At 60.5% G+C, this 23,824-nt stretch carries 16 protein-coding genes; 6 read left to right on the top strand and 10 right to left on the bottom strand.

Going from position 1 to position 23,824, the window contains the following annotated elements; genetic code table 11:
* The first annotated feature begins 46 nt into the window (after positions 1-46).
* From asnB to ACVWY1_RS11460, 6 genes are all read left to right on the top strand, one after another.
* Positions 47-1,990: an asparagine synthase (glutamine-hydrolyzing) gene (gene asnB, locus ACVWY1_RS11435; RefSeq protein WP_102683557.1), complete on the top strand. Its 1,944-nt coding sequence runs from the start codon at positions 47-49 to the stop codon at positions 1,988-1,990.
* The gene (locus ACVWY1_RS11440) at positions 1,987-3,111 is read left to right on the top strand and encodes an FAD-dependent oxidoreductase (RefSeq protein ID WP_102683558.1); all 1,125 of its coding nucleotides are present in this window, start codon (positions 1,987-1,989) and stop codon (positions 3,109-3,111) included. Before asnB ends, ACVWY1_RS11440 begins: the two co-directional genes overlap by 4 nt.
* 10 nt (positions 3,112-3,121) lie before the next feature.
* On the top strand, positions 3,122-4,198 hold the full coding sequence (locus ACVWY1_RS11445) for an acyl-CoA dehydrogenase family protein (protein ID WP_457378291.1): 1,077 nt from the start codon (positions 3,122-3,124) through the stop codon (positions 4,196-4,198).
* 11 nt (positions 4,199-4,209) lie between these two features.
* Positions 4,210-4,647, top strand: a complete 438-nt coding sequence (locus ACVWY1_RS11450) for a PaaI family thioesterase (protein WP_046856512.1) — start codon at positions 4,210-4,212, stop codon at positions 4,645-4,647.
* 206 nt (positions 4,648-4,853) lie between these two features.
* Positions 4,854-5,501: an FMN-dependent NADH-azoreductase gene (locus ACVWY1_RS11455; protein WP_023629104.1), complete on the top strand. Its 648-nt coding sequence runs from the start codon at positions 4,854-4,856 to the stop codon at positions 5,499-5,501.
* A 1-nt stretch (position 5,502) separates the two neighbouring features.
* Complete coding sequence (locus ACVWY1_RS11460) at positions 5,503-6,363, top strand: glutathione S-transferase C-terminal domain-containing protein (RefSeq protein WP_046856513.1); 861 nt, start codon at positions 5,503-5,505, stop codon at positions 6,361-6,363.
* Positions 6,364-6,482: 119 nt separating this feature from the next.
* Here ACVWY1_RS11460 and ACVWY1_RS11465 read toward each other — a convergent pair whose 3' ends face one another.
* The 10 genes from ACVWY1_RS11465 to ACVWY1_RS11510 form a co-directional block, all read right to left on the bottom strand.
* Positions 6,483-6,875, bottom strand: a complete 393-nt coding sequence (locus tag ACVWY1_RS11465; protein WP_277505570.1) for a DUF2846 domain-containing protein — start codon at positions 6,873-6,875, stop codon at positions 6,483-6,485.
* 221 nt (positions 6,876-7,096) lie between these two features.
* Positions 7,097-7,600 carry a hypothetical protein gene (locus ACVWY1_RS11470; protein ID WP_111532715.1) on the bottom strand — a complete coding sequence of 168 codons (504 nt, stop codon included), beginning with the start codon at positions 7,598-7,600 and terminating at the stop codon, positions 7,097-7,099.
* Positions 7,601-7,688: 88 nt separating this feature from the next.
* Entirely contained in the window at positions 7,689-8,036 is a 348-nt protein-coding gene (locus tag ACVWY1_RS11475; protein ID WP_277503267.1) for a DUF3969 family protein, read from the bottom strand.
* A gap of 22 nt (positions 8,037-8,058) precedes the next feature.
* Complete coding sequence (locus ACVWY1_RS11480; protein WP_457378292.1) at positions 8,059-8,619, bottom strand: hypothetical protein; 561 nt, start codon at positions 8,617-8,619, stop codon at positions 8,059-8,061.
* A 162-nt stretch (positions 8,620-8,781) separates the two neighbouring features.
* Entirely contained in the window at positions 8,782-9,093 is a 312-nt protein-coding gene (locus ACVWY1_RS11485; RefSeq protein ID WP_277503265.1) for a hypothetical protein, read from the bottom strand.
* A 145-nt stretch (positions 9,094-9,238) separates the two neighbouring features.
* Positions 9,239-9,802: a hypothetical protein gene (locus ACVWY1_RS11490; RefSeq protein ID WP_277503264.1), complete on the bottom strand. Its 564-nt coding sequence runs from the start codon at positions 9,800-9,802 to the stop codon at positions 9,239-9,241.
* 731 nt (positions 9,803-10,533) lie between these two features.
* Positions 10,534-11,166, bottom strand: coding sequence for a hypothetical protein (locus tag ACVWY1_RS11495; RefSeq protein ID WP_457378293.1), 633 nt, complete (start codon positions 11,164-11,166; stop codon positions 10,534-10,536).
* A gap of 156 nt (positions 11,167-11,322) precedes the next feature.
* Complete coding sequence (locus ACVWY1_RS11500) at positions 11,323-11,595, bottom strand: hypothetical protein (protein WP_277503263.1); 273 nt, start codon at positions 11,593-11,595, stop codon at positions 11,323-11,325.
* 973 nt (positions 11,596-12,568) lie between these two features.
* The gene (locus ACVWY1_RS11505; RefSeq protein ID WP_146603147.1) at positions 12,569-12,997 is read right to left on the bottom strand and encodes a hypothetical protein; all 429 of its coding nucleotides are present in this window, start codon (positions 12,995-12,997) and stop codon (positions 12,569-12,571) included.
* Complete coding sequence (locus ACVWY1_RS11510; RefSeq protein ID WP_457378294.1) at positions 12,997-23,769, bottom strand: two-partner secretion domain-containing protein; 10,773 nt, start codon at positions 23,767-23,769, stop codon at positions 12,997-12,999. The genes ACVWY1_RS11505 and ACVWY1_RS11510 overlap by 1 nt, the downstream gene beginning before the upstream one ends.
* Positions 23,770-23,824 lie beyond the last annotated feature (55 nt).

The raw sequence follows: 23,824 nt of genomic DNA on the forward strand, positions 1-23,824 counted from the left end.
TCCGGCGTCGCCGACGACGCCCGACCTATGAGAAAAGGATTTTGCCATGTGTGGTTTCATCGGTGTCTACCAGTCCAAACGCAACAGCATCAGCGACCAGTCGATCCTCGACGCCCTGGCCGCCATCAACCACCGCGGCCCGGACGAGCACAGCCTGTGGCGTGACCCGGGCGAGCGCGCCGTGCTTGGCCATACCCGCCTGAGCATCATCGGCCTGGACAACGGCATGCAGCCGATCGTCGCCGACGAAGGCGACCTGGCGGTGATCGTCAACGGCGAGTTCTACGACCACGAGCGCATCCGCGCCGAGCTGCAGGCCGAAGGCGCGATCTTCAAGACCGCCTCGGACAGCGAGATCGCCCTGCACCTGTACCGCCGCTCCGGCATGGCCGGGCTCAAGGAGCTGCGCGGCGAGTTCGCCATGGTCCTGTTCGACCGCCGTCGCCGCCTGATGCTGGCGGTGCGCGACCGCCTGGGCATCAAGCCGCTGTTCTACACCCAGCATGAAGGCAACTGGTACTTCGCCTCCGAGATCAAGGCCCTGCTGGCCGCCGGCGTCAACCCGACCTGGGACGAGAACGCCTACGCCAGCCGCGCCTTCTACCTGCGCGACCACACCCTGTTCGAAGGCGTGCGCAGCGTGCAGCCGGGCTGCTGGGTGATGGTCGACCACGGCGGCCTGCACAGCGGCCGTTACTGGGACATGGAATTCGCCCGCCGCGACACCCCGGCGCCGAGCGACGAGGCCGGCATGATCGAGGCCGTGCGTGCCTCCATCGAAGAAGCCGTGCGCCTGCGCCTGCGCGCCGACGTGCCGATGGGCGTGTACCTGAGCGGTGGCATCGACTCCTCGGCGATGCTGGGCATGGCCACCGCCCTCAAGGGCGAGCCGCTGGACGCCTTCAACCTGTCGTTCACCGACATGGACGACTACGACGAGAACCGTTTTGCGCGCATGGCCGCCGAGCACAACGGCGCGCGCTTCCACACCATCGAGATCACCCAGGACGACCTGGCGGATAACTTCGAGCAGGCGGTATGGCACAACGAGACGCCGTTCTTCAACGCCCACGGCGTGGCCAAGTACATCCTCAGCAAGGAAGTGCGCAAGGCCGGCCTGAAGGTGGTGCTGACCGGCGAAGGCGCCGACGAAGTGTTCGCCGGCTACCCGCACTTCCGCCGCGACATGTTGCTGTACAACAACGAACAACAAGACCCGAAAGTCATCGACCTGCTGCGCCAGCGCATCCAGGCCAACGAACAGGGCTACACCAACGCGCACATGCCCCACGACATCCACTGGATGGTCGACCAGCTCAAGCACGGTGTGTCGTGGCTGGACAACCAGGCCGGCTGGTTCAAGGCCCTGGAGAGCCTGTACCGCGGCGACTTCCGCGACCACTTCACCGGTGTCGACCCGTACCGCCAGTTCTTCGACCGCCTCGACCACGGCAAGCTCGCCGACCGCGACCCGGTGCACAACTCCATGTACCTGTGGGCCAAGTCGTACCTGCCGAACTTCGTCCTCACCACCCTGGGCGACCGCATGGAGATGGCCAACAGCATCGAAGGCCGCGTGCCGCTGCTCGACCACCACGTGGTCGAACTGGCCTGCCAGCTGCCGGTGTGGATGAAGGTGCGCGGCGCCACCGAGAAGTACGTGTTCCGCGAAGCCATGCGCCCTTACCTGCCCAAGGCCCTGTACGAGCGCAAGAAGCACTACTTCCGCGCGCCGCCGGCCACCCTGCAGCAGCAAGGCCGCCTGTGGCAACTGGTGCAGGACACCCTGCACAGCCGTGACCTGGACGCGCTGCCGTTCTTCGACGCGGCCAAGGTGCGCAGCCTGCTCAAGCAACTGCCGACCCTCAGCGCCCAGGAACAAGGCCTGCTCGACCCGATGCTGATGGAGCTGACCAGCCTGTGCCTGCTGCAGCGCCGCTACCGCATGAGCGGCCAGAGCTGGAACACCTTGAGCGAGGTGGCCGCATGAAGATCGCGATCATCGGCGCCGGCCTCAATGGCTTGGCCTGCGCCCTGATTCTCAAGCGCTTCGGCCTCGAGGCCACGGTGTACGAGCGGGCCCATGGCCCGCGCGACTCGGGCACCGGCATCTACGTCTGGCCCCAGGGCGTGCAGGTGCTGCGCTTCCTGTTCAACGACACCAGCTTCATCGGCCGCGGCAAGGCCATCGAGTTCCTCGACACCCATGGCCGCGACGGTCGCCTGATCCACAGCCAGCCGGTACGCCCGGACGGCCTGGGGATCCCGGCGCCGGCGGTGATGTTCCCACGCCCCGAGCTGTTCGGCCTGCTGCGCGAACGCCTGGCGCCGGGGCAGATCCGCTACCAGATGGGTTGCGAGAAGGTGGAGAAGGTCGGCGAACAGGCGCGGGTCACCTTCAGCAACGGCGAGCAGGAAGACTTCGACCTGGTGATCGGCAGCGACGGCGTCGGCTCCACCGTGCGCCAGTGCCTGGAGCCGGGGCTGACGCCCTATGACACGGGCCTGGTGGCCAGCCGCGGCATGGTCGAGTTCGACTCGCCGCTGCTGCTGCCCGACCGTTGCCAGATCTTCGCCTCGGAGTTCTCGCGGGTGGTCACCTACCCGCTGGCGGCCGACCGCCCGTACCGCTACTGGTTCGCCGCCTACCAGCACCGCAACCAGCCGCTGCTCGACCGCGACGGCCTGGTGCGGCTGTTCGCCGACCTGCCGCCGGATGTGGTGCGGATGATGGAAGCCACCGAGCACGAGCAGATCCTCACCCACAAGATGATGGCCCTGACCGGCGCCGGCTGCTGGCAGAACGGCCGTGTGGTGATGCTCGGCGACAGCATCCACGCCATGCTGCCGACCCTCGGCTACGGCCTGACCCTGGGCCTGGAGAACGCCTTCATGCTCGCCCAGGCCCTGGTCGGCTGCTGCGACGAGCGCCTCGACAGTGCCCTGCAGCGCTACGAGATCCGCGCCGCCGAGCGTTCGCGGGTGATGCTGGAAGTGATGCGCGATATGACCGACCTGTACTACTTCGAGGAAGACAGCGCCATGACCTCGTCGCGGATCCGGCCGATCGTCGAGCGCTTCCACGACCTGGCCCTGACCACGGTGTTCTGAGGAGGCCGCCATGACTGATGCATATCGTCAGCGCCTGCAAGCCTTTGTCCAGGCGCAGATCACGCCGAACATCGATGCCTGGGAACAGCTCGGCGCCTACCCCGCCGCGCTCAACCGCGAGGCCGGCGCCGCCGGCCTTCTGGGCCTGGGCCACGACCATCGGCAATTGCCCGACGACCCACGGGCGGTGGCCGTGCTCATCGAGGAACTGACCCGCAGCGGCGCCCAGGGCATCACCATGGGCCTGGGCTCGCACTTCGTCAGCCTCAAGGCAGTGCAGGCCACCGGCCACCCGATCGTCCACGACCTGGTGCCGGCGGTGCTCGACGGCCGCCAGAGCATCGCCCTGGCGATCACCGAGCGCCAGGCCGGCTCCGACCTGCGTGCCCTGGAGTGCCGCGCCGCGCGCCAGGCCGACGGCTACCGGTTGAACGGGCACAAGGCGTTCATCTGCAACGCCACCCGCGCCGACTGGCTGCTGATGGTCGGCCACTGCGAGGACGGCCTGGCGCTGTTCCTGGTGGAGGGTTCGGCCGCCGGTATCCGCCATACGCCGCGCCGCGCCCTGGGCTGGCGCTGCCTGCCGCTGGCCGACCTGGAGCTGGAGAACGTGCCGGCCATCCGCCTGACCGAGAAAGGTGGCGTGGGCCGCCTGCTGCAGGCCAGCCTGCAGCAGGAGCGGCTGAACCTGGCGGTGATGGCCATCACCAGTGCCGACATGGCCCTGCAGGCCGCCATCGACTGGTGCAAGAGCCGCCAGGTCGGCGGCAAGCCACTGTTCGACAAGTCGGTGATCCGCCAGCGCCTGGCCGAGCACTACGCGCAGCTGACGGTCAGCCGCCAGTTCGTCGACACCTGCGTGGCCCGCCAGGCCGAAGGCACCCTGGACGCGCACCAGGTCGCCATCGCCAAGAACAGCGCCGTGCAGACTTTGGAAACCCTGGCCCGCGACGCCGTGCAACTGCATGGCGCCCACGGCTGCGTCGAGCCCTCGCTGGTCGAACGCATCCACCGCGACGCCCGCCTGCTGGCCATCGGCGGCGGCACCCACGAAATCATGCTGGAAATCATTGCCCGGCACCTGTGAAGGATCACACCATGAGCACCATCAGCGACCACGCCGCCGCGCACTCGCGCGCGCTGCTCGAACACGCCTACCAGCGCTACTGCGGGCTGGAGATGCTGGAACAGTCCCCCGGCCAGTGCACCTGCCGGCTGACCGTCAACGCCGACATCGACAACCTGAGCCAGACCCTGCACGGCGGGGTGATCTACTCGATGCTCGACGTCACCAGCATGCTCGCCACCCTGCCCTTGCTGGGGCCGGACGAGTACGCCCTGACCAACAGCTTCAACACCCTGCTGCTGTCGGCCACGCCGCGCGACACCGAGGTGCTGTTCCACGCCAAGGTGATCCGCGACGGCCGCAACCTGATGTTCACCCAGGCCGAGGCCTGGCGGGTCAATGCCGACGGCAGCCAGACCCGCATCGCCAGCGCGCAGCTGAGCAAGTTCAGGCTCAAGCGGGAGTGGTGACGGCGTAATCGCACATCACGTTCATCGCGGGGCAAGCCCGCTCCCACGCGATTTGTGGGAGCAGGCTTGCCCCGCGCTCGTTCCAGCCCAGAGCCCCTGGCGATACATGACAACCTTAAGGGTAATACCCTGATTATCTGCGCTTTTCACTCCCGCCCGATTGCTCAAGACTGGCTATCACACACATCACAGAAAGGATTCGCGCAATGAATCACAAGGTCCTGGTCATCCGCTCCTCGATCAAGTCCGACGGCGGCTTCTCCGGCCAACTGGTGGACAACTTCCTCAAGCAGCTCAAAGAGGTCAACCCCGAAGCTTCGGTGGCGGTGCGCGACCTGCACGCCCAGCCCATTCCGCACCTCAATGCGGTGACCATGGACGCCCTGTTCGGCGGCGACGCCAGCAGCATCGAGGCGGCTGCGGCGCTGAAGCTGTCCAACGAGCTGATCGAAGAAATCCAGGAAGCCGACCGCGTGGTGATTGGCCTGCCGCGCTACAACTTCGGCGCACCGTCGATCCTGCACACCTGGGTCGACTACATCGTGCGTGGCGGCGTCACCTTCACCTATGTCGACGGCGCCCCGGTCGGGCTGCTCGACGACAAGCCGGTGCACGTGCTCAACGCCAGCGGCGGCGTCTACAGCCAGGGCACCGACACCCTGGCCGGCTGGCTGTCGCAGACCCTGGGCTTCGTCGGCCTGAACAGCGTCGAATTCATCTACGCCGAAGGCCTGGGCATGGGCGAAGAGAGCCTGGCCGCGGGCCTGGCCGCCGCCAACCTGAAGATCCAGCACAGCATCGCCGCCCTCGGCGAGCGCCCATGCCCAAGCCTGGCCACCGCAGTAGGGAGGTAAGATGACCCGCAGCCAAGACAACCCGTCGGTCCAGGAGCTGTTCCTCAGCGAACTGGTGGCCGAGCCCAACCGCTACCACCTGTACATCTCCCACGCCTGCCCGTTCTCGCACCGGGTGCACCTGGTGCAGAGCCTGCTGGGCCTGGAAGACGCGCTGGACGTGACCTCGGTGGCGGCACGCCGCCACGACCAGGGCTGGGAGTTCGACGAGCACGACCAGGACCCGCTGCACAAGGACGTCACCCTGCTGTCGAGCCTGTACGAGCGCTCGCGCCCGGGCTTTGCCGGCAACCAGTCGGTGCCGGTGCTCTGGGACCGCCAGCAGAACCGCATCGTGCACAACGATTCGGCCGAGCTGGCGCTGCAGATGGCCACCCGCCTGCTGCCCCTGGCCAAGACCCCGATCGACCTGGTGCCCGACCGCTCCAGCTGTGACATCGTCGAGCTCAACCAGTGGCTGCACACCAACATCAACCGCATGGTCTACCACATGGGCTTCGCCCCGGACCAGGCGAGCTACGACGAGGCCTACAAACAGTTCTTCGCGGCCATGGACACCCTCGAGCACCGGCTGCGCAAGCAGCCGTACCTGGTGGGCGGCAAGCTGAGCCTGTCGGACCTGTTCCTGCTGCCCACGCTGATCCGCTACGAGGCGGTGTACTACGTGCACTTCAAGGCCAACCACAAGACCCTGGCCGAGTACCCGGCGCTGTACCAGTACCTGGTGCGCCTGACGCAGATCCCGGCGATCTACCGCACCATCGACATGGCGCATATCAAGCTGCATTACTACTACTCGCACAACCACATCAACCCGACGCGGATCGTGCCGCAGGGGCCGGCGTTGAGCTGGTTGAACTGAGTAGTTGGCGTTGCTGGGAGCGCGCTCCTTCTTCCACCTTTTTCCACGGCATGAACAACAAGGGCGACCCGAGGGTCGCCCTTGTTGTTCATGCCGATCACCACACGGATCGGCAGCGCTTACTTGCTCTCTTTGGCGATGGTGCCCAGCGCCGCGTCCTTGACCAGGTAGCGGCCTTCGAGGTCGCTCAGCACCTTGAGGCTGTTACGCGCCATGACCACGCCCATCTCGACTTCCTGCTTGAGGTAGATGACCTCGCCGGCCTTCGCATTCACGGTCATGTCGGCCCAGTTCTCGGCTTTGGAACTGATCACGTGAGTGCCCGGTGTCACGTAGAAATAGATGTACTGGTTGCCGCGGTTGTAGCCCATTTCCGAATCGGCTTCCTTGTCATCGAGGAAGACGTTGAAACGCACCATCATCCCGGCATTGCTGGGGCGGACCACATAGACCAAAGCCTTGTCGGCCACCGCAGCCTTGGGCAACGCGTAGTTGGCGACTTCCGCCTGCATCTTGTCTGCCGAAGGGGTGGAGGCGCAGCCGTACAACAGGGCGACGGAGAGAACGGCGGCAGCTTTGAACAGGGTCTTGATCACAGGGGGCTTCCTTGCGTACGAAAAGGGTAGTCATTTACGGTGGGTCGGCCGAGCGAGGCGATATTAATTTGACATCATCTTGACGTCAATCTGCAGTCTCAGGACGTGGAGCAAAGATTGTATTCGTGGCAGGGGCACTATCCAGAGGTCATCGACATGGAGACGGTCGCACGCATTTCATGGAACGTGACCACCGGGCCATACTCCTGATCAGAGTTAATAGCCTCTACGTGGAAGCTTCTATCAGGAAATTGCGCCTTCAATACCATTCGCCAGGACATGGCCAGCACATTGGACAGTTGCTCGAAAACCACCTCGTCCACCGCAGATCCACACCCTGAAAACACATCGTACAGATGGGTGTGATTCAGCATCCTCTCGACACCGGCTTTATCGCCTGAAAAATGATCAAGCCACACACGAAATGCGGGCTCGTCAAATTTCATTTCCAGTATCACCGAATCCTCGAACACGACGAAATCCGGGAACAGCCATTTGCAAAAAATCAAACTGTCCTCTGGGCTGACGACATCTTCAATATAGGAAAACAGGTCAACAGACGCTGGTTCCTGCCAGCCGGCTCGCCAAGCCGCAAACCTTTTAAGCCCTGTCAATTTCGCGAAGGATTTGATTATTTTCATGTTCGTGCGCCAATGTGAAAAAGTGCGGTGAAAAATGAAACAGGCCCATGCCTATGCTCTTTCCCCGCCACTGCCAGCAGCATATAAACTACCTATATTCCGCATGATCCGAATAGGCATCTAGGGGTGTCGTGGCGGCTAAATACTCCGAAAAAGCATCAATTAGCCGTACAAGCTCGCTATCAAACCTATCCGGCAAGAGACCCAGTATGTCCTCCAACTCGCAACATTCCATAACAAGATCGCAGACAACAGCAGAAATCCCTTTCCTTCTAAAAACACTTGACGCTCCGGGCGAGAACAACAAGCGTTCTGCTTCATCCAGTTCGATGACACCAGCCCTGACTGACGAAAGCAACCCAATCGAAGCCATCGCTAGAAATCGTCCAGCTTCATCACCGTCAAAAATTTTTACCTCCAGCGCTACATCGGCCACCTAATACGCCTCCCATCCCCAATCAAGATTTTTTGGAAGTATGAGACTTATCGACCAATACTCTCCATTTATTTTCTTGCCGATCAGCCCGACTCACACCCTTCATTTCTTCCACCGAAAACCCCAAACGACCACCTAACGCTTCAAAGCGTCTATAAGATTCCTCTCCCTCGGCAAGGTATTCAACCATAAACGGCTGAGGTGGAGCCTCTTTGTTCCGAACGCCAGCCTGTAAAAAAACCATGTAGTCACTCAAAGTGGAAACAGCTTGCTCAATGGTCATTAATACCTGGGATCCCTCACTGTACTCACACTCTAGATACAGATGACCTGCCGCATATGCCATGTGGTGTGCATTGCCGAACCCCAAGTACTCAGATTGACCACGGAGCTGACAGTCCTCCAGTCGAGTGATCAGCGCTTTTGCGCTAACACTACTACTGACGTCGTCACTCAACCACCCCACAATCTCACGCACACCGAAAGGAGGTCGCTCCTTCTGAACCTTGGCATCAGGCTCATTGGCCGAGAGGTCATAAAACCCAAAATTCGACCAACTTGGGTAAATAATACCTAAATTCATATCTTCTATCTTTTCGGCCTAATCTTCATGATTACTCGACCCTTCGAACCCACAGGGATCGAAATTTTCTCTGGCCCAGCCTGACTGCTCGTTCTCTTAGAAACCACAGGAATAGAAAATAGAGCAGAAAGAATAGTTCAGCCCCTTTTCAGCCGCTCAAGCTTATGAACCAATTCTCTCCCGTCTTCTATAAGCCACTCTTCCCACTTCCGAATATCCAGGCAGTCGTCCACTACCGACTAACACCTCGTATCGACTTTTCAGATCTCCGTCTTGGTAAGCCGCATATTGACACATCACATCTACAACCTCATCAACATCCTCCTCATCATACTCTTCCAAGTAAAACCTAGTGACCCACTCTTCGCCCTCAAAAGATATAGAAACCATTCTAAAATTAGGGGAAACAGCACCGACCAAGGCTTGAACAAGCATCAAAACCTGATAATTCCAACCTTTGAGACTCTCACTCATTTTGCACTCCAATTCGAACCCTAAAGGAAAGAGATTGATCTGCTCTACAATAATTTTGGCCTGCCCTGCTTGACTGCTCTACCCCTCGCGCCCCTCAAGAACCGAATTTATATTAGCAAAATAGATCTGCAAACCTATAACTAATTCAGCGCGAAACTTCTTCAATCCTACCAAATGCATCTATGTAAGCTGCCTTCAACGCAAGACTAACAGCATTTAATGTCTCGGATTTCAGATAGACCAAATCCCGACCAACCAACTCCTGGCCTGCCATTTTTATTTTTACACGCGACTGCCCCATATATTTGGTCGTTCCAACATACACCGAGAGCCTGGCCTCGCACGCATAATACTCAGGACTTCCCCAAGTCTTGACGAAAATCCGGTCAATCTCGACTCTGGTTTTTATGCTCGCATCTGCATCAGACCCGATAGACCGTTTGGTAAACTCAGACCAATCGGTGACTGGGACGTTAGCAAAACCCTCATACAAACCCGTTTTGTAGTTGGCTGCATGCCACACCACCTTACTACTCTCGGAACAGTGAGTGCAGCGCTCGTCGCCAGATACACTGGTTATCGTTGAGTGAGTAATTTTGCTTTTGATTGAAGATAGCTCTGCGTCTGTAGTGTAGGCGGCGAAATGCAGTTGATTGGTTACGCAGCCAGACAAAGCAAAAAACAAAACCAACATTACATTGAACTTCACTGCCACCTATCCTTTTCTTGCAATAACTCAAATAACGAATGGAAAATTGACAAACTTAATTTCCCCACTCTAATCCCACCTACCATTAATTACTGCTCGCCCCTTCGTCCTCATCGACACCGGAATCAAAGTGGAAAACGGTCCTTCCCGAACAGCACATGCATTTTTTGCGCCAAACTAAACCAATCCAAAATTATCCAAGCAGTCTATGACCTCTCTGGCATCTACCAGCATAACCAACCCATCTTCATTCAATTTAGAAAATCCTTCAGCCTGCAAACAGGAATATACTTCCACAAATTCAGAGGAGACATCCTGAGTAAAGGGATCCTCCGTTATAAATTTTAACCCAGCCCTGACGGGAATTATAAACAATGACACATAGGCAGCCAAGCACACACCCTCAGCCTTAGACTGCAAATAGTGATCCATCTCGTCATAGGCGTAACCAAAAGCCTGATACAATGTGAGGCCTCGCTCACTAACCGCTCGTTTAAATAACACTTCCATCTCGCAGCAAAAAAGGGACAGATTTATTTTCCCCACTCTAATCTCGGCCTACCTACGTGACAGCTAGATCCCTTCGCTGCCAGGATCTGGAATTAGAGTATGGAAAATAAATCTGTCCCCTTTTCCAACCAGGAATTGGAATTAGAGTAGGAAAAATAAATCTGTCCCCTTTTCTCAGTACTTCAGCTGCACCAGTTGCTTTTGCACCGAGGCTATCGCCCTTATGTCACCGGCCTAAAATCATCGATCGTCTTGTTTTTCTCTTTCAATAGAGACGCAACGAAACCGGGATTGAAAACCATCAAAAACTCAATAGCATCATAAATTTTCCAGCGATGAATTTCGGGATGATCAATTATGGCGACAAGGTGCTTTTCAACAAGAGGCACATACTCTGAGTAGTTTTCACTACTCGCGAAATCAAAAATTCTGGCTATTTCAAACGGTTCACTACTCGCCAAAGCAATGATTTTCGATAGGGGGGAATAGATCTGGACTCTCGCAGCCTCGATATCTCCACAATCAGCCACGTTGGCAAAATACCGAGTCACAGCCAAGAGTATTTGGTAATAAGTGTCGTCGTATCCGTGTAGTCGATGGAAGTAGACTCCTTCGATGCCTCCAGGTTTGTCCATTCTCCCCTCCAAGGCAATCAACCCTTCACGGATGCCCCAACTGGTCAGTAACTTCGCAGCCAAGAAGTGCTCCTCATCGTTATTCGCATGACGAAGCAAATCCAGCACGGCGTCAATTCTATCCTGTGGAATATCCTCTGGATCCAAATCTCCTGCACTCACGGCATAATCCGCATGTTTTGGAATGTGATTCAAAAGCTCGTATGTTTTCGGCTTCATAAAAAACCTATTTTTTACCGTTTTAATATAGTCGGCCGGCACACAGCCCTTGATCAAACACTCACCGAAAAAGGGGACAGATTTATTTTCCCTACTGCCAGGAGCTGGAATTAGAGTAGGAAAAATAAATCTGTCCCCTTTCCTCTTGCTTTCCTCTTAACTACTTAAATCCCTAAACGGATCAAACAAAACACTTTCTCCAAGCACCCTTGCCTCTAAAGCAAGATCGTCCAAAGAACAAAAAAATCCATCCATTCCACTCGTTGCTCTTGACATATTTTTCAACTCAAGCCGCAACCGATCCAACTGCCCTCCAGAGTACAACCCATAATCATCAAGACACAGTTCCGAGAGCAATGGATAATTTTTAGAATCCGCATTTATGAGCATTGGAATGGCATCTTTAGGAATTTCAATTACCTTCAGCACTCCATCCAACCCCGCAGCGGCCCTTTCCTTACTCCACAACATAGCACAGTACATTCAGAATGTTTTCCCTGGAAAAGCGTTCACAAGATTACCTTTATGATCAGTAATCACTGTCATAGTACTCGTTGGCTTACCTCCAGTTTTTGCGTCTACGCCAATCACCCTATTCATATCGACTAAGAAAAGGGTAAGAAAAGGGGGACAGATTTATTTTCTCGATTTATTTTCTCTACTCTAATTTCGGCCTACCTACATGATGGCTAGATCCCTTCGCCGCCAAGAACCGAAATTAGAGCAAGCAACTTAAATCTGCCCCTTTTTGTCGCGCTTTTCTAGCCCTACATAGTTAACCTACAAAAAGATACTGCCCACCATCTTGGTCAAGCAAATGCCCGCCCAGGCACATTTCATTTAACAGCAGCGAAACTTGACTCTCACCCATGCACTCTCCAGATGACTCGAAGAACTGAAGCAGCCGCCAATCATCGATTATCCTGGGATCATCAAAACACTTATGAACATCCACGACCCAGCACGACTGATACGCTTTTTTTCAAAACGCAAACCTGAACCATGCCTAATAAATCGCCATTTATCGCCACCAACAAAAACCTCACCAGCCTTAGGAAAGTCGAGAAGCCATGTAAAGTCTTTTACGTCGGGGTGTGTCCGCATGAACTCAAGCACCAACTGACACTGAAGCTCTACAAACCGAAAAACACTATCCTTATTTATTTGCCCCATGGATTAGTACCTCACTCGAGCTTCAGCAGCTTCTAAAAAAGGGGATAGATTTATTTTTCCTAATCTAATCTCGGCCTACCTACATGATGGCTAGACCTCTTCGCCGCCAGGAACCAACGTTAAAGTAGCAAAAATAAATCTGCCCCCTTTCTACCGCCTTTTCAATTTTCGGCCATGTATTTTCTCAACATAATTTGAAGCCATAAGCCCTGCACAGGAAAATCTCTCCTCACATTTCACACATGGATCTTATATCTTCCAATTTAGCAACACCTTTCTGATCATCGAAGTACAAACAACCGTCATCATATACAACCTTCCCTCCCCCACCCACACCCACACTATACGAAACTGCAAGAGCGAGATTCCTTCCTTTGCCAACGCTACCTGAAATATGCGCAATAAATGGCATACCAAACTCGTCCTCTTCCAGCAAACAGTCATCTGCACTCAAGAACGTCACCCAGCAACAGACATTTCTTTCATGATCAAAAATATAGATCATGTTCGAGAGCAAGTCAGATGTACCAACCAAATTAACACCAACCGTAACTCTATTAACCACAAACCCTAAAGCAGACAAAGCCTCTTGAAGCCAGTTTTTTAACTCTTCAAATTCAGGCACACGCGTCACAGGGACAAATAAACTTGCTGCCACTACTGCCACCCCTTATGCTGGGAAACCCTACCAGCCGATACATTCAGCCAGCCATCCTGAGTTTTAATATAAACATTTGAGACCGTTCCTTCCCCCACAACATTAGATACCGGAGAGCCAGCCCGGAAATGGTCAATCATTTTCTCCATCGAGACGCCTGTTTTCGAAGCATCAACATACATATCGCCTTTATACCCAGCCTTACGCATATCCTTGGCGCCACTGATAATATTCCGCCGTACAGCATTGATGCTTGTTCCTTCTACGACTTTAAGCTGCACGGGAACTCCATCTAGCCAACCATCAATACCCGCAAAGCTTTTGCCCTCCGCACCTTTGAACTCACCGCCCCTGAAGGCAACGATTTCTGAAGCCTGCTTGAATTCATGGTCCTCCAAAGCTCCCCTGATAACAATGCCTGGCCTTGCTGAGGGCAATGCCAAAGGAGGGTCAAGTTTGGGAGTCTCCTTACTTATAGCCGAACCACCTGCCTCAGCCATTGCAGCACTAACCCGCTTGGCCAGCAACGCCCGCAACACAGCAGGCGCCCCTGTCATCGCCAAAGCGACATCCAGGTCCACCGTTACATCCTTCACACCGCCCGTGGCGATGACCGAGATTCGCTCCATCAGGTCTTTCATTTCCGCCGGGCTGCTTGAGACCTGCCCAATCTCGCGCATGTAGATCGCGGCATTCTTCTCACCAAACTGCCGCTTCCATGCCTCGGGCACCGTATCGACTTCACCGGCCCAGCTGTTACCCGACGCCTGCGTCCATTTCGAGTCGGTATTGAACAACCCGTGGTCCTGGAACTGCTTTCCAGTGGACTGGAATGCTTTGACCTCATCACCATCGGCCGTGATCGGACGGCCATCCTTCCAGGTCAGGACGATGTCCTGGGCCGCCAATTTGGCAATGCTCTGCTGGGCGATCAGCAGATTTTCGGCAAAATGCTGCCCCTCAGGTTTTTTCGGGTCGTACATCTGCAGAAGCGCCTGCAGCCGCTTGTTCTCCGTCTCATCTACCTGCGCGTTGGCAGCCAGCAGCAGCAAGTCGTCCCAGGACAAATCGGTCCCTGGCTTGCCAAGTCGCTTCTGCAGTTCTGCTGCCTCGGTCGTAAGTGCCTTCTTTTCGGCGTCATGCAACAGGCGATTGTAAGAGGTTGCACTGCTCGCGACCCACGACCCCGTCTGCAGGTCCTTGGCGTCGCCGCCAGCGGCGGCAGCGGTCAATACGCCAATGAGCTGCGAGTTCATCACCAACAGCCGGTTTTTTTCTTCTTTCGGCATCTTGGTGTACTGATCGGCCAGCAGTCCGACCACAGCTTCGTTCACACCAGCTGACAGGGCCCCCATCCTGAAGTTGCCTCCCGCAGCCTCCGCTGCAAGGCCGCCCATGAGCGCATGGAGCGCGATCTTGGGTAACCCCCCATCCTTCAGGTTGAGTTTGTTCTCTGCGCTGATATCACCAACCCATTTGAATCCAGCCGCCGCAAAGGTGTTGACCAGGCTATTGCGCAATGCATCGCTGAACGAGCTGTTGCCGCCCAGTGCGCGGTCGAGCACAGCGGACGTACCGTTCTGCAACATCTGGCTACCGGCGAAACGCCCGATACCGTCCAGCGTGGAAAGCCCGCCCGGCGGCAGCACCGCAGTTGTCTTCGCAACGACCCCGGTCGCGCCAGCCGCACCAGCAACGTCAGTCTTCGTCTCCGTCCACCCGTCGAACAGCCCCGCGGTCAGCCCGGCGGTGATACCCGAGACGGCGTATCCTCGCAGCGCATCCTTGGACGTCACGTCCTTGAGCACCAGACTCAGGTTGCCCTTGTTGTTGATCGTGCTGATGGCTGCATTGCTGGTCATGCCCATAGCGCCTGCAGTCACCATTGCGTTGGCCCAACCAATACCCTGCAAGGACGCCCCCGTACCGGCCGCCCACATGCCACTGGCTGTAGTCGCAGCCGTGGAAGCACCTGCGGCCGAGGCTCCGCTGGCAACCAACCCACTGGCCGCACCTGCGGTGAAATAGGCGATCAGGATGGCGATGACCATCTGCGCCCCTGCCCCAAGCCCGGAATGGCTGTACTTGAAGGAGTCATGCACCTCCTTCACCTGCCGCCAGTCCACATCCCCGCGCTTCTCGACTTCCTTCAGCCAAGCCAGCTGTGGATCGGCCGCGACCATGGCGTCGATGCTCTGGCTGATGGTCGCCTGGTCGACATGTTTCACATCGACCTTCAAGCCATCCACCGCCTTGATCACCAGGTCGCCCTTGGCCGTCAATTGGCTCTGGCGCAGGGTCTCGTCGGTGCTGCCCTTGCCCTTCATGCTGTTCCAGGCAAGGTCACCCTTGCTCTTCTCGTGACTCTCCTGATGCATGTCCTTGACCGCTTCGAAGGTCACCGAACCGCCGCTATCAATGGTCAGGTCCGCACCGGAGGCGAGTTTCGCGCCCTGGTACAGCTGGTCACCGCCGCTCTCGAGGGTCAGGTCGCCACCACTGGTGATCTCACTGCCCACCGCCTTGACGTCGGTCACTTCATCACGCAGGGTCTTCTTGCTCCCCCAACCACCCTTCTTGTTCATGTCATACAGCGAGTACTGGCTGTCGTTGGCGGCCAGCAGCTCGAGCTTGTCGCCGGCCACCAGGTAGGCTTCGTCGCCGGCGCTGGCCTTGCTCGCCACCATGCGCAGGTCGCGCCCGGCGTCGATGGTCAGGTCGCCGCCGGCCTTCACATCAGCCGACTGCTGCTCGACGTCGTCTTCCTGGCGCTCGTACTTGGTCTTGCCCTTCTTGCCCTTGGCGTAGCTGTGCTCCTCGTTCGCCGCAGCAGCCAGGGTTACGTCACGGCCGGCCTGCAGGGCCAGGTCGCGGCGGGCCTCGATCTCGCTGGCGACGATGCTCAGGTCCTGGCCGGCCGTGGCGGTGAGGTTGCCGCCGGCCTTCACCTCGCTGCCGTACTGGGTGATGCTGGTGTCGTGGCCACTGACGCGGCGGCGCTGGTACTCGTGGCTGTCGACACCTTCCTGGCTGGCGATGATCAGGTCACGCCCGGCATCGAGGTCGATGTTGCCGCCGGCCTGCACGGCGCCGCCGACAATGCCGATGTCCTGCCCCGCCGTGATGGTCAGGTTGTTCGCCGCCTCGATGCGCGCGGCGGTGTCGACCAGGTCCTTGGTCACGTGCTCACCGCCCGCGCGGCCTTCCAGGCGGGTGACGCTGCGCTCGTTGATCACGTCGCCGGTCAACGCGGTAAGGCTCACTTCACGCCCGGCAATGATCCCGCCCTGGGCATTGCGGATCGACTCGGTGGCCAGCATGTCCAGGCGCCCGCCCGCCTCCATCAACCCGGCGTTGCCGATGTTGGTGGCGCTGACAGCGAGGTTGTTGGTGGCGCGCAAGGTGCCGACGTTGACCAGCTCGCCGCCGCTGATCAGGTTGACGTCGCGGCCCTGGATCAACGCGCCGTTGGGGGCCACGCGGCCGTTGGCGTGGGCCAGGTACAGCACCGGGGCCAGCACCGTCTCGCCGTTGACCTCAATGTTTTCCATCCACACGATGTCGTGGGTCAGCGCCGCCACCTGCTCGGCGCTGAGCGACACGCCCACGCTCAGCGACAGCTTGTCCTTGCTGGCGATGGCGTTGTCCATCAGGTAGCGGAACAGCGTCTCGTCGCTGGTCATGCCGTCGATGTAGCGCTGCCCGGTACGGGCCACCACCGCCTCGCGGATCAGGCGTTGCTCGTAGAGGCCGTCGCCCAGGCGCTTGATCGCCTGGTCCGGCTTGATATTGAGCTGGCCGAGCATGTAGTCGGAGCTGAGGAACTGCTTGAGGTCGGTCAGGACCGGGTTGGTCTCTACCAGGTACTTGTGCGAGACGCTCGGCACGCTGCGCTCAGGTACGCCCTGGACCAGCTTGACGCCAGCGGCCAAACCGCCCAGCGCCACGCCGGAGCCGGCCACGGCGCCTTGGGCAGACGCCGCGCTGTCGGCACCGAGCGCCGACGCCGCGCGGCTGTCGGCGCTGGCTGCTGTGGCCAGCGGTGCGATGAAGGTGCCGCTGCCGGCCTGGGTGCGGTCAGCGGTCGCGCCCAGGGCGTCGCCGCTGATCGCGGCCTGGCCGGCCTGGCTGCTGATGCGGAACAGGCCGTTGTCGCCCTGGGGCAGGCTGAAGCTTGGCAGGGTCACCGGGTTGACCTGGCGCTGGGCCAGGTCGGGCGGCAGCTGCGGGTTCAGCGCGCGCACCTGGGTCTGGGCCAGGCGCGGGTCGGCGGAGGCATCGCCACGGGCATTGATGGCGCCAGCACCGGCCTGGTTGGCGCGCACCACGCTGTTGTCGATGCGCTGGGTGGCGTTGATGGTTACCGAACCTGCCGACTGCACCACGGCAGGCGCCACCACGGCGCCGGCAATCGGCGTCTTGTTGTCGATGACGTTGTAGATGCTGTACTGCGGGTAACCCGCCGCGGCCATCACCTGGTCGAGGGTCAGCGAGCCAGGGTTCTGGTTGAACTGGTTCTTGGCCTGGATGAACGCGTTGTACTGGGCGCGGTTGCGGGTGTACATGCTCGCGCTCAGGTTGCGTTGCTCGCCGCCACCGGCACCCTTGTTCTCGAACACGGCCGTGTTGATGCCAATGTCACCGCCCGCCGACACACTGCTGTAGTGGTTGCGGAACGCGGTGCCTGCGAAGTTCAGCTTTTGCCCGGCGGTGATGAAGGCCGTGGAGCTGTCCTCATCGATAACGTCCTGCCAGCTTTCGGTGGCCGAGAAGTAAAGCTCGCAGCCTTTGCCTTTGCAGCCGTCATCGGAATAGACATTGACGTTGCCGGCCACCAGTTTCTGTTTGGAGGTGAGTTTCTCCTTGCGGTTGAGCAAGGTGTCCACGGCCAGGGTCATGTTGCCGGCACTTTCCAGGCTGCCGGAGATGTTCTCCAGCAGCACGGCGCGGGCGCTGGCGTTACCGGCCAGGTCCAGCCCGCCAAGGCTGTAGAGGTCGCCGTAGTAGTTGGTGAAGGTGCCCACGCGCAGGGTCATGTCGCTGCCGCTGAACAGCAGGCCGCGCTGGTTGCTCACTGTGTTGGCGGTGAGCTTCACCGCCGTGGCGCCGCCGAGGGTGCCACGGTTTTCCAGGGTGGCGGCGTTCACCGTGAGGCCGCCCAGGGCGGTCAGGCGGCCATCGTTGCTCAGCAGGTTGCGGGCAGTCACCACCGTGGTGCCGCCACCGGCCAGGCTGGCGGCGCTGGGCAGGCGGATATCGCTGGCCGACAGCCCCAGATCACCAAGGCTGCTCAGGCGGCCATTGCCGTCATAACTGCCACGCAGGTCCAGTTGCAGGCTGCCGTCACTGGCCAACAGGCCATGGTTGGTCCAGTCGCCGCCCCGGCCCTTGAAGCTGTCGACGGCCAGCAGCTTGCCGCTGGCGGTCTGCTCAAAGCGCTCGATGTCCAGCTCCAGACGCCGGGCCTGCAGCACGCTGCTGTTGGTCCAGTTGGCCGCAGCGATGCTCAGCAGGCCATCGGTATGCAGCACGCCACCGGCACGGGTGACTTTGTCCGAAGCCAGGCCGAAGGTGCCCTGGCCGGTATGCAGCAGTTGCCCGCCCGTGTTGCTCAGCCCACCCACCTGCAGGTCGAGGTCCTGGTTGGCAGTGGCCAGCACGCCGTTGTCGTTGAGCAGGTCGCCTGCAACGATGAAGCGGCTGGTGCCGGCCTTGCCAAGGGCGCGCAGGTTACCGTTGCGGTTGTCCAGCAGGCTGGCGCGCAGTTGCAGGTCGCTTTCGCTCTCCAGCTGGCCAAGGCCGTTGTACAGCGCACCGCTCAGGCCGAAGTCGATACGCCCGGCGCCGACTTTGCCGCCCTGGTTGAGCAGTTGCTGGCCCTGCAGGTGCAGCAGCCCGGCGGCGTACAGGCCGCCGCCCTGGTTGTCGAACTCGGCGGTGACGAGCTGATTGTCGCCACCCAGGGCCGAGAGGTAGCCGCCCTGGTTGTTCACCCGGGTGTCGGCCTTGATGTCCACCGACTGCGCCTGGGTGGTGCCGCCGCCGTTGTCGAACAGGCCGCTGAAGACGCCCTTGAACAGGCCTTTGGCCGCGCTGAGCATGCCGCTGCCGCCGTTGTCGAGGCTCGCGGCGTGCAGCTCGAGGCCGCCGGCCTGGCTCTCCAGGCGCCCGCCGTGGTTGTTCAGGGCCTTTTCCAGGCGCACTTCGATGGCGCCCTGGCTCTTCAGCGTACCGGCCTGGTTGTCCAGGGCATCGGCGTGGATGTCGAGCTTGCCGTGTTCGCTGAACAGCAGGCCATCCTGGCCGTTGAGCAGGTCACCGTCCAGGCGCAGTACCAGGTTCTGCTGGCTGGCCAGGTTACCGCCGCGGCTGTTGTCCAGCGTCGTTGCGTCAACGCGCAACAGGCCGTGGCTGATCAGCTTGCCGCCGTTGTTGGCGACACTGCCGGCCTTGAGCAACAGGTCGGCGCCACTGACCAGGCGCGCGCCGTCGGTGTTGAGCAGCGCCTCGGCCAAGGTCAGGTCAAGCAGCGCGCGGCTGGTCAGCTGGCCCTTGGCGTTTTCCAGGCGCTTGCCAGTGACGGTGATCACCTGGCCGTTGATCTGCCCGCCCTGGTTGTCGATGACGGTGTCGTCCTGGTCGAACGCCAGGTCGCCGGTGGCGGAAACGAGGCCGCCGCCGCTGTTGTCGAGCCGCTCAGCGACACTGAGGGTGATGGCCTGTTCGGAAGAAATGATGCCCTTGCGGTTGTGCAAGTTGGCCGCGGTAATCTGCTGGCTACCCTTGCTGACCAAGGCGCCGAGGTCACGGTTGTCGAGGGTACCGGCCAGGGTCACGGTGAGGTCGCCGTCCTTGCTGGACAGGGTACCTTCGCCGCTGTTGTTCAGGTCGGTCCCCTTGACCAGCAGGCCCTGCGCGCCAGAAATCAGGCCCTTGGCGCTGTTGTCCAGCTGCGGCGCCTCCACGGTCAGCCGGCCATCACTGAGGATGCGCCCCTGCTGGTTGTCGATGCGTTTGGCGAGCAGGTTGTAGGATTGCTGGCTGGTGATTTCGCCGGCGCTGTTGTCGAGCTTGCGCAGGTTCTGGATGTTCAGTGGGCCGTTGGCGCTGATCAGGCCGCCCTGGTTCAGCAGGTCGCCGCCGTTCAGGTCGAGGTCGAGCTTCTGTTCGCCGATCAGCCGCCCCTGGCGCTGGATCAACGTGCTGACGCGCAGCAGCAGGTCGCCCTTGGCGGAGATTTCGCCGCCCTGGCTGGAATCGACCTGCCCGGCCACCAGCGTCAATGCGTCATCGCTGTGGATCCGGCCGCCGCGCTGCAGGGCATCGGCGTCGTTGCGCAGCTCGCCGGTGGTCAGCTTCATCGCCTGCTTGCTGCTCAGGGTACCGCCACGGTTGTCGAGTTCACTGCTGTCGACGGTCATCGCCGCCTGGCTGGTGAGCTGGCCGCCTTGATGGTTATCCAACTGGCCGGTAGTAACGGTCACGCCGGTGTTGCCCGACAACAGGCCGCGCTCGCCGTTGAGCAAGCCGGCGCTGGTCACGGTCAGCCCGCCAACGGCGGACAGGATGCCCTCGTCATGGTTGTCGAGCTGGCCGTCGATCGTGGCCTTGAGGGCCTGGCCGCTGGCCAGGCTGCCGCCGCTGAAGTTGTCGAGGCTGACGGCCGCGACCTCGAGGTCGCGGCTGGCCGACAACACCCCCTTCAGGCTGTTGTCGAGGACGCCGGCGATGCGCAGGGTCAGGTCCTGGCTGCTGACCACTCGCCCACCCCGGTTGTCGAGGCGGCTGGCGACCAGGCTGAAACCACGGCTGCTGGAAATCTCCCCGGCGTCGCGGTTATCGACCACGCCGATCTGGCGCAACAACAGGTTGCCCGGCGAGCGCAGCAGGCCGTGATCACGGTTCACCAACTGGCCGTGCTGCAGGTCGAGGTCGATACCGGTCTCGCTGACCAGTTGCCCGTGGTCATGCTGGTCGAGGCCGGTCAGCGTGGCGTCGATCTGGCCGGCGGCGCTGATGCGGCCATAGCCGTAGTTGTCGAGCTGGGTACCGACCAGCAGCAGGCTGCCGGCACCGATATTGCCCTTGGCGCTGTTGTCGATGGCGCCGCTGCGCAGCTCGGCGTGCTCCTGGGCGCTGATGATGCCGAGGTGGCTGTTGTCCAGGCGACCGGCCTTGATCAGCAGCCCGGTATTGGTCACCAGGGTGCCGCCCTGGTTGTCCAGCAGCTCCTGGCTGGTCAGGTCCAGGGCCGCGATGGCCGAGACCTTGCCGCTCTGGCGATTGAGCAGCGTGCCGACATTCAGGGTGACGCTGGCGTCACTGACGATCAGGCCGGCGTCGCTGTTGTCCAGCTTGCCGTCCAGGGTCACGTCGATGTGCTGGTGGCTGCTCAGCTTGCCGCCGTTGTTGAGCAGCTCGGTGCCTTGTAGGCTCAGGCGGTCATGGCCACTGAGCAGGCCCTTGTTCTGGTTGAGCAGGCGCTGCACGGTGAGGGCCAGGCCACGGTCGCCGATGACCTTGCCACCCTGGTTGTCCAGCAATTCGCTGGCATTCAGGATGACCTTGCCGGCGCTGGAAATCTCGCCCTGCTGGTTGAGGATGCGCGCCGCGCTGATGTCGGCCACGCTGGTCGCGCCAATCTTGCCGCCCTGCTGGTTGTCGATCGTGTCGGCGGTGAGCAGCAGGCTGCCCAGGCTGGTCAACCTGCCGCCTTGATGGTTCAAGGTGCCCAGGTGGGCCTCGAGGTCGCCCTTGGCGGTGATGTTGCCCAGGCGCTCGTTGTCGACCTTGCCGGCGATCAGGTCGAGGCGACCATCGCTCTGCAGGTGGCCAGCATCGCTGTTGGCCAGGCTCTCGACGTCGATAAGGGCCTTGCCCTTGGTAGTCGCCGCGCCCTTGTCACGGTTGTCGAAATGCCCGCCGCTGACGGTCAGCGAGCGGTCGGCGAGGACCAGGCCGCCGCGGTTGTCGAGGCGCTTTCCATCCAAGGTCAGGTCGCCGAGGCTCGACAGCAGGCCGTTGTCACGGTTGTCCAGGGTCGCCACCTTGACGCCCAGTGTGCCGTCGCTGCGCAGGTTGCCCTTGCCGCTGTTGTCCAGGCCCACGGCCTTGAGGTCGAGCAGGCGCTTGGCCGAAACCAGGCCGAGGCGGTTGTCGATGTCGGCGCTGGCGTTTACCAGTACATCGCCGCCGAGCAACTGGCCGCCACCGTTGAGCAGGCCGGCGGTGGTGATGTCCAGGCGGTCGGCACTGAGCTTGCCGCCGCCCTGGTTGTCCAGCAGCGCGTGGGTGGTCAGCCTGGCCCGGCCGTCGCTGCCGACCAGGCCTTGGTCACGGTTGTCCAGCCGGGTGGCGGTGACCTGCAGGCCGCCCTGGCCCACCAGGCGGCCGCCACGGTTGTCGAGGGTGGTGCCGACGTCCACCACGGCCTTGCCCTTGCCTTGCAGCAGGCCCTGGTCACGGTTGTCGATCGCGTTGGCATTGACCGTCAGGGTGTCGTCGGCCAGTGCCTGGCCTTTGCGGTTGTCCAGCTGGCCAGCCGTCAGGGTGGTGACTTGGCCCTTGAAGGTGCCGCCCTGGTTGTCGAGGGTGGTACTGCCGGTGGCCTCCAGGGTGCGGTTGGCCACCACGCTGCCACGGTTGCGCAGGGTCTGGCCGGTGAGGGTCACATCGCCGTGGGCATTGCGGGTGTTGTCCGGTTCCACGCCGGCTTCGATGATGCTCTGGTTGTCGATCCGCGCGCCGGTCACGGTGATGCTGTCCTTGGCGGCGAGGCTCTGGCCGACCGTTACCTCGTCACGCACGCGCACAGTGGCACTGCCGGCGGCGTAGGTCTTGCCGGTCAGCTCGGCGCTCTGCGCGGCGACCGTCAGGTTGCCGGCACTGGACGTCTGCGCCAGGGTCACCTTGCCGTTGGCGTCCACCTGGATGTCGCCGGTGGTGGCGGCCATGTTGCCGGCCAGCTTGACGCCCACGCCCTGCTCGGTGCCGACCAGGCGAATGGTGTTTGCATACATGCCACCCAGCGCCGAACTGTCGATGGCCAGCAGCGGTTTTTCGCCGCCCTCATCGGCACGCGGCGTGGCCTGCAGGGTGTCAGCCTTGACGTCGTTGCGCCCGGTGACGATGTTCAGCTGCTTGGCGTGCAGTTCGGTGTTGAGCTTGGCGCTGCGGGTAATCAGGTCGAACTGGTCGAGGTTGGTGGCATTGAGCGCATCGCCTTCGATGGCGATGTCGCCACCGTCCACCTGGAAGCGGTCGAGGCGCTCGCCGTCCATGATTGGCTTGCCGGTGGTGAGGGTCGCCCGCGGCGTGTTGATGAAGCCGCAGCCCTTGCAGGTGATGCCATGGGGGTTGGCGACGATGACCCGGGCCGCCTGCCCCGCCACCTCGGTGTAGCCCTGCAGGGTACTGCGGTTGCCGCCGGTGACCTGGTTGAGAATCACCTGGGCCGCCTGGCCCCTGAGGTTGGGGTTGCCGACGATGATGCCGCCCAGCTGGGTCGACTGGGTCTTGCTGGTGGCGTTGTTGAGGATCAGCCCGTTGCTGCCGACGTTGTAGTCGCGGAAGGTGTTGGTCGACAGGCCGCTGCCATTGGGCGTGGCGATATTGACGATCGGCACGCCGTTGCCGGCCTGCTTGAGGCTGGTATTGGCGTTGGCTGCCGCATCGACGGTCAACTGCGCGGCCGTGGCGACGATGGGGTTGAGGAACAGCACCCCCGCGACGATCAGGGCAATGCATTGGTTCAGTGGGGTGCGGATATCCATGTCGAACAAACTCCAGGCGCGGGCGGCGGTGTCACGGGCAAAGGGCGGGTCGGGG

It is taken from the genome of Pseudomonas sp. TE6288 (assembly GCF_054062095.1).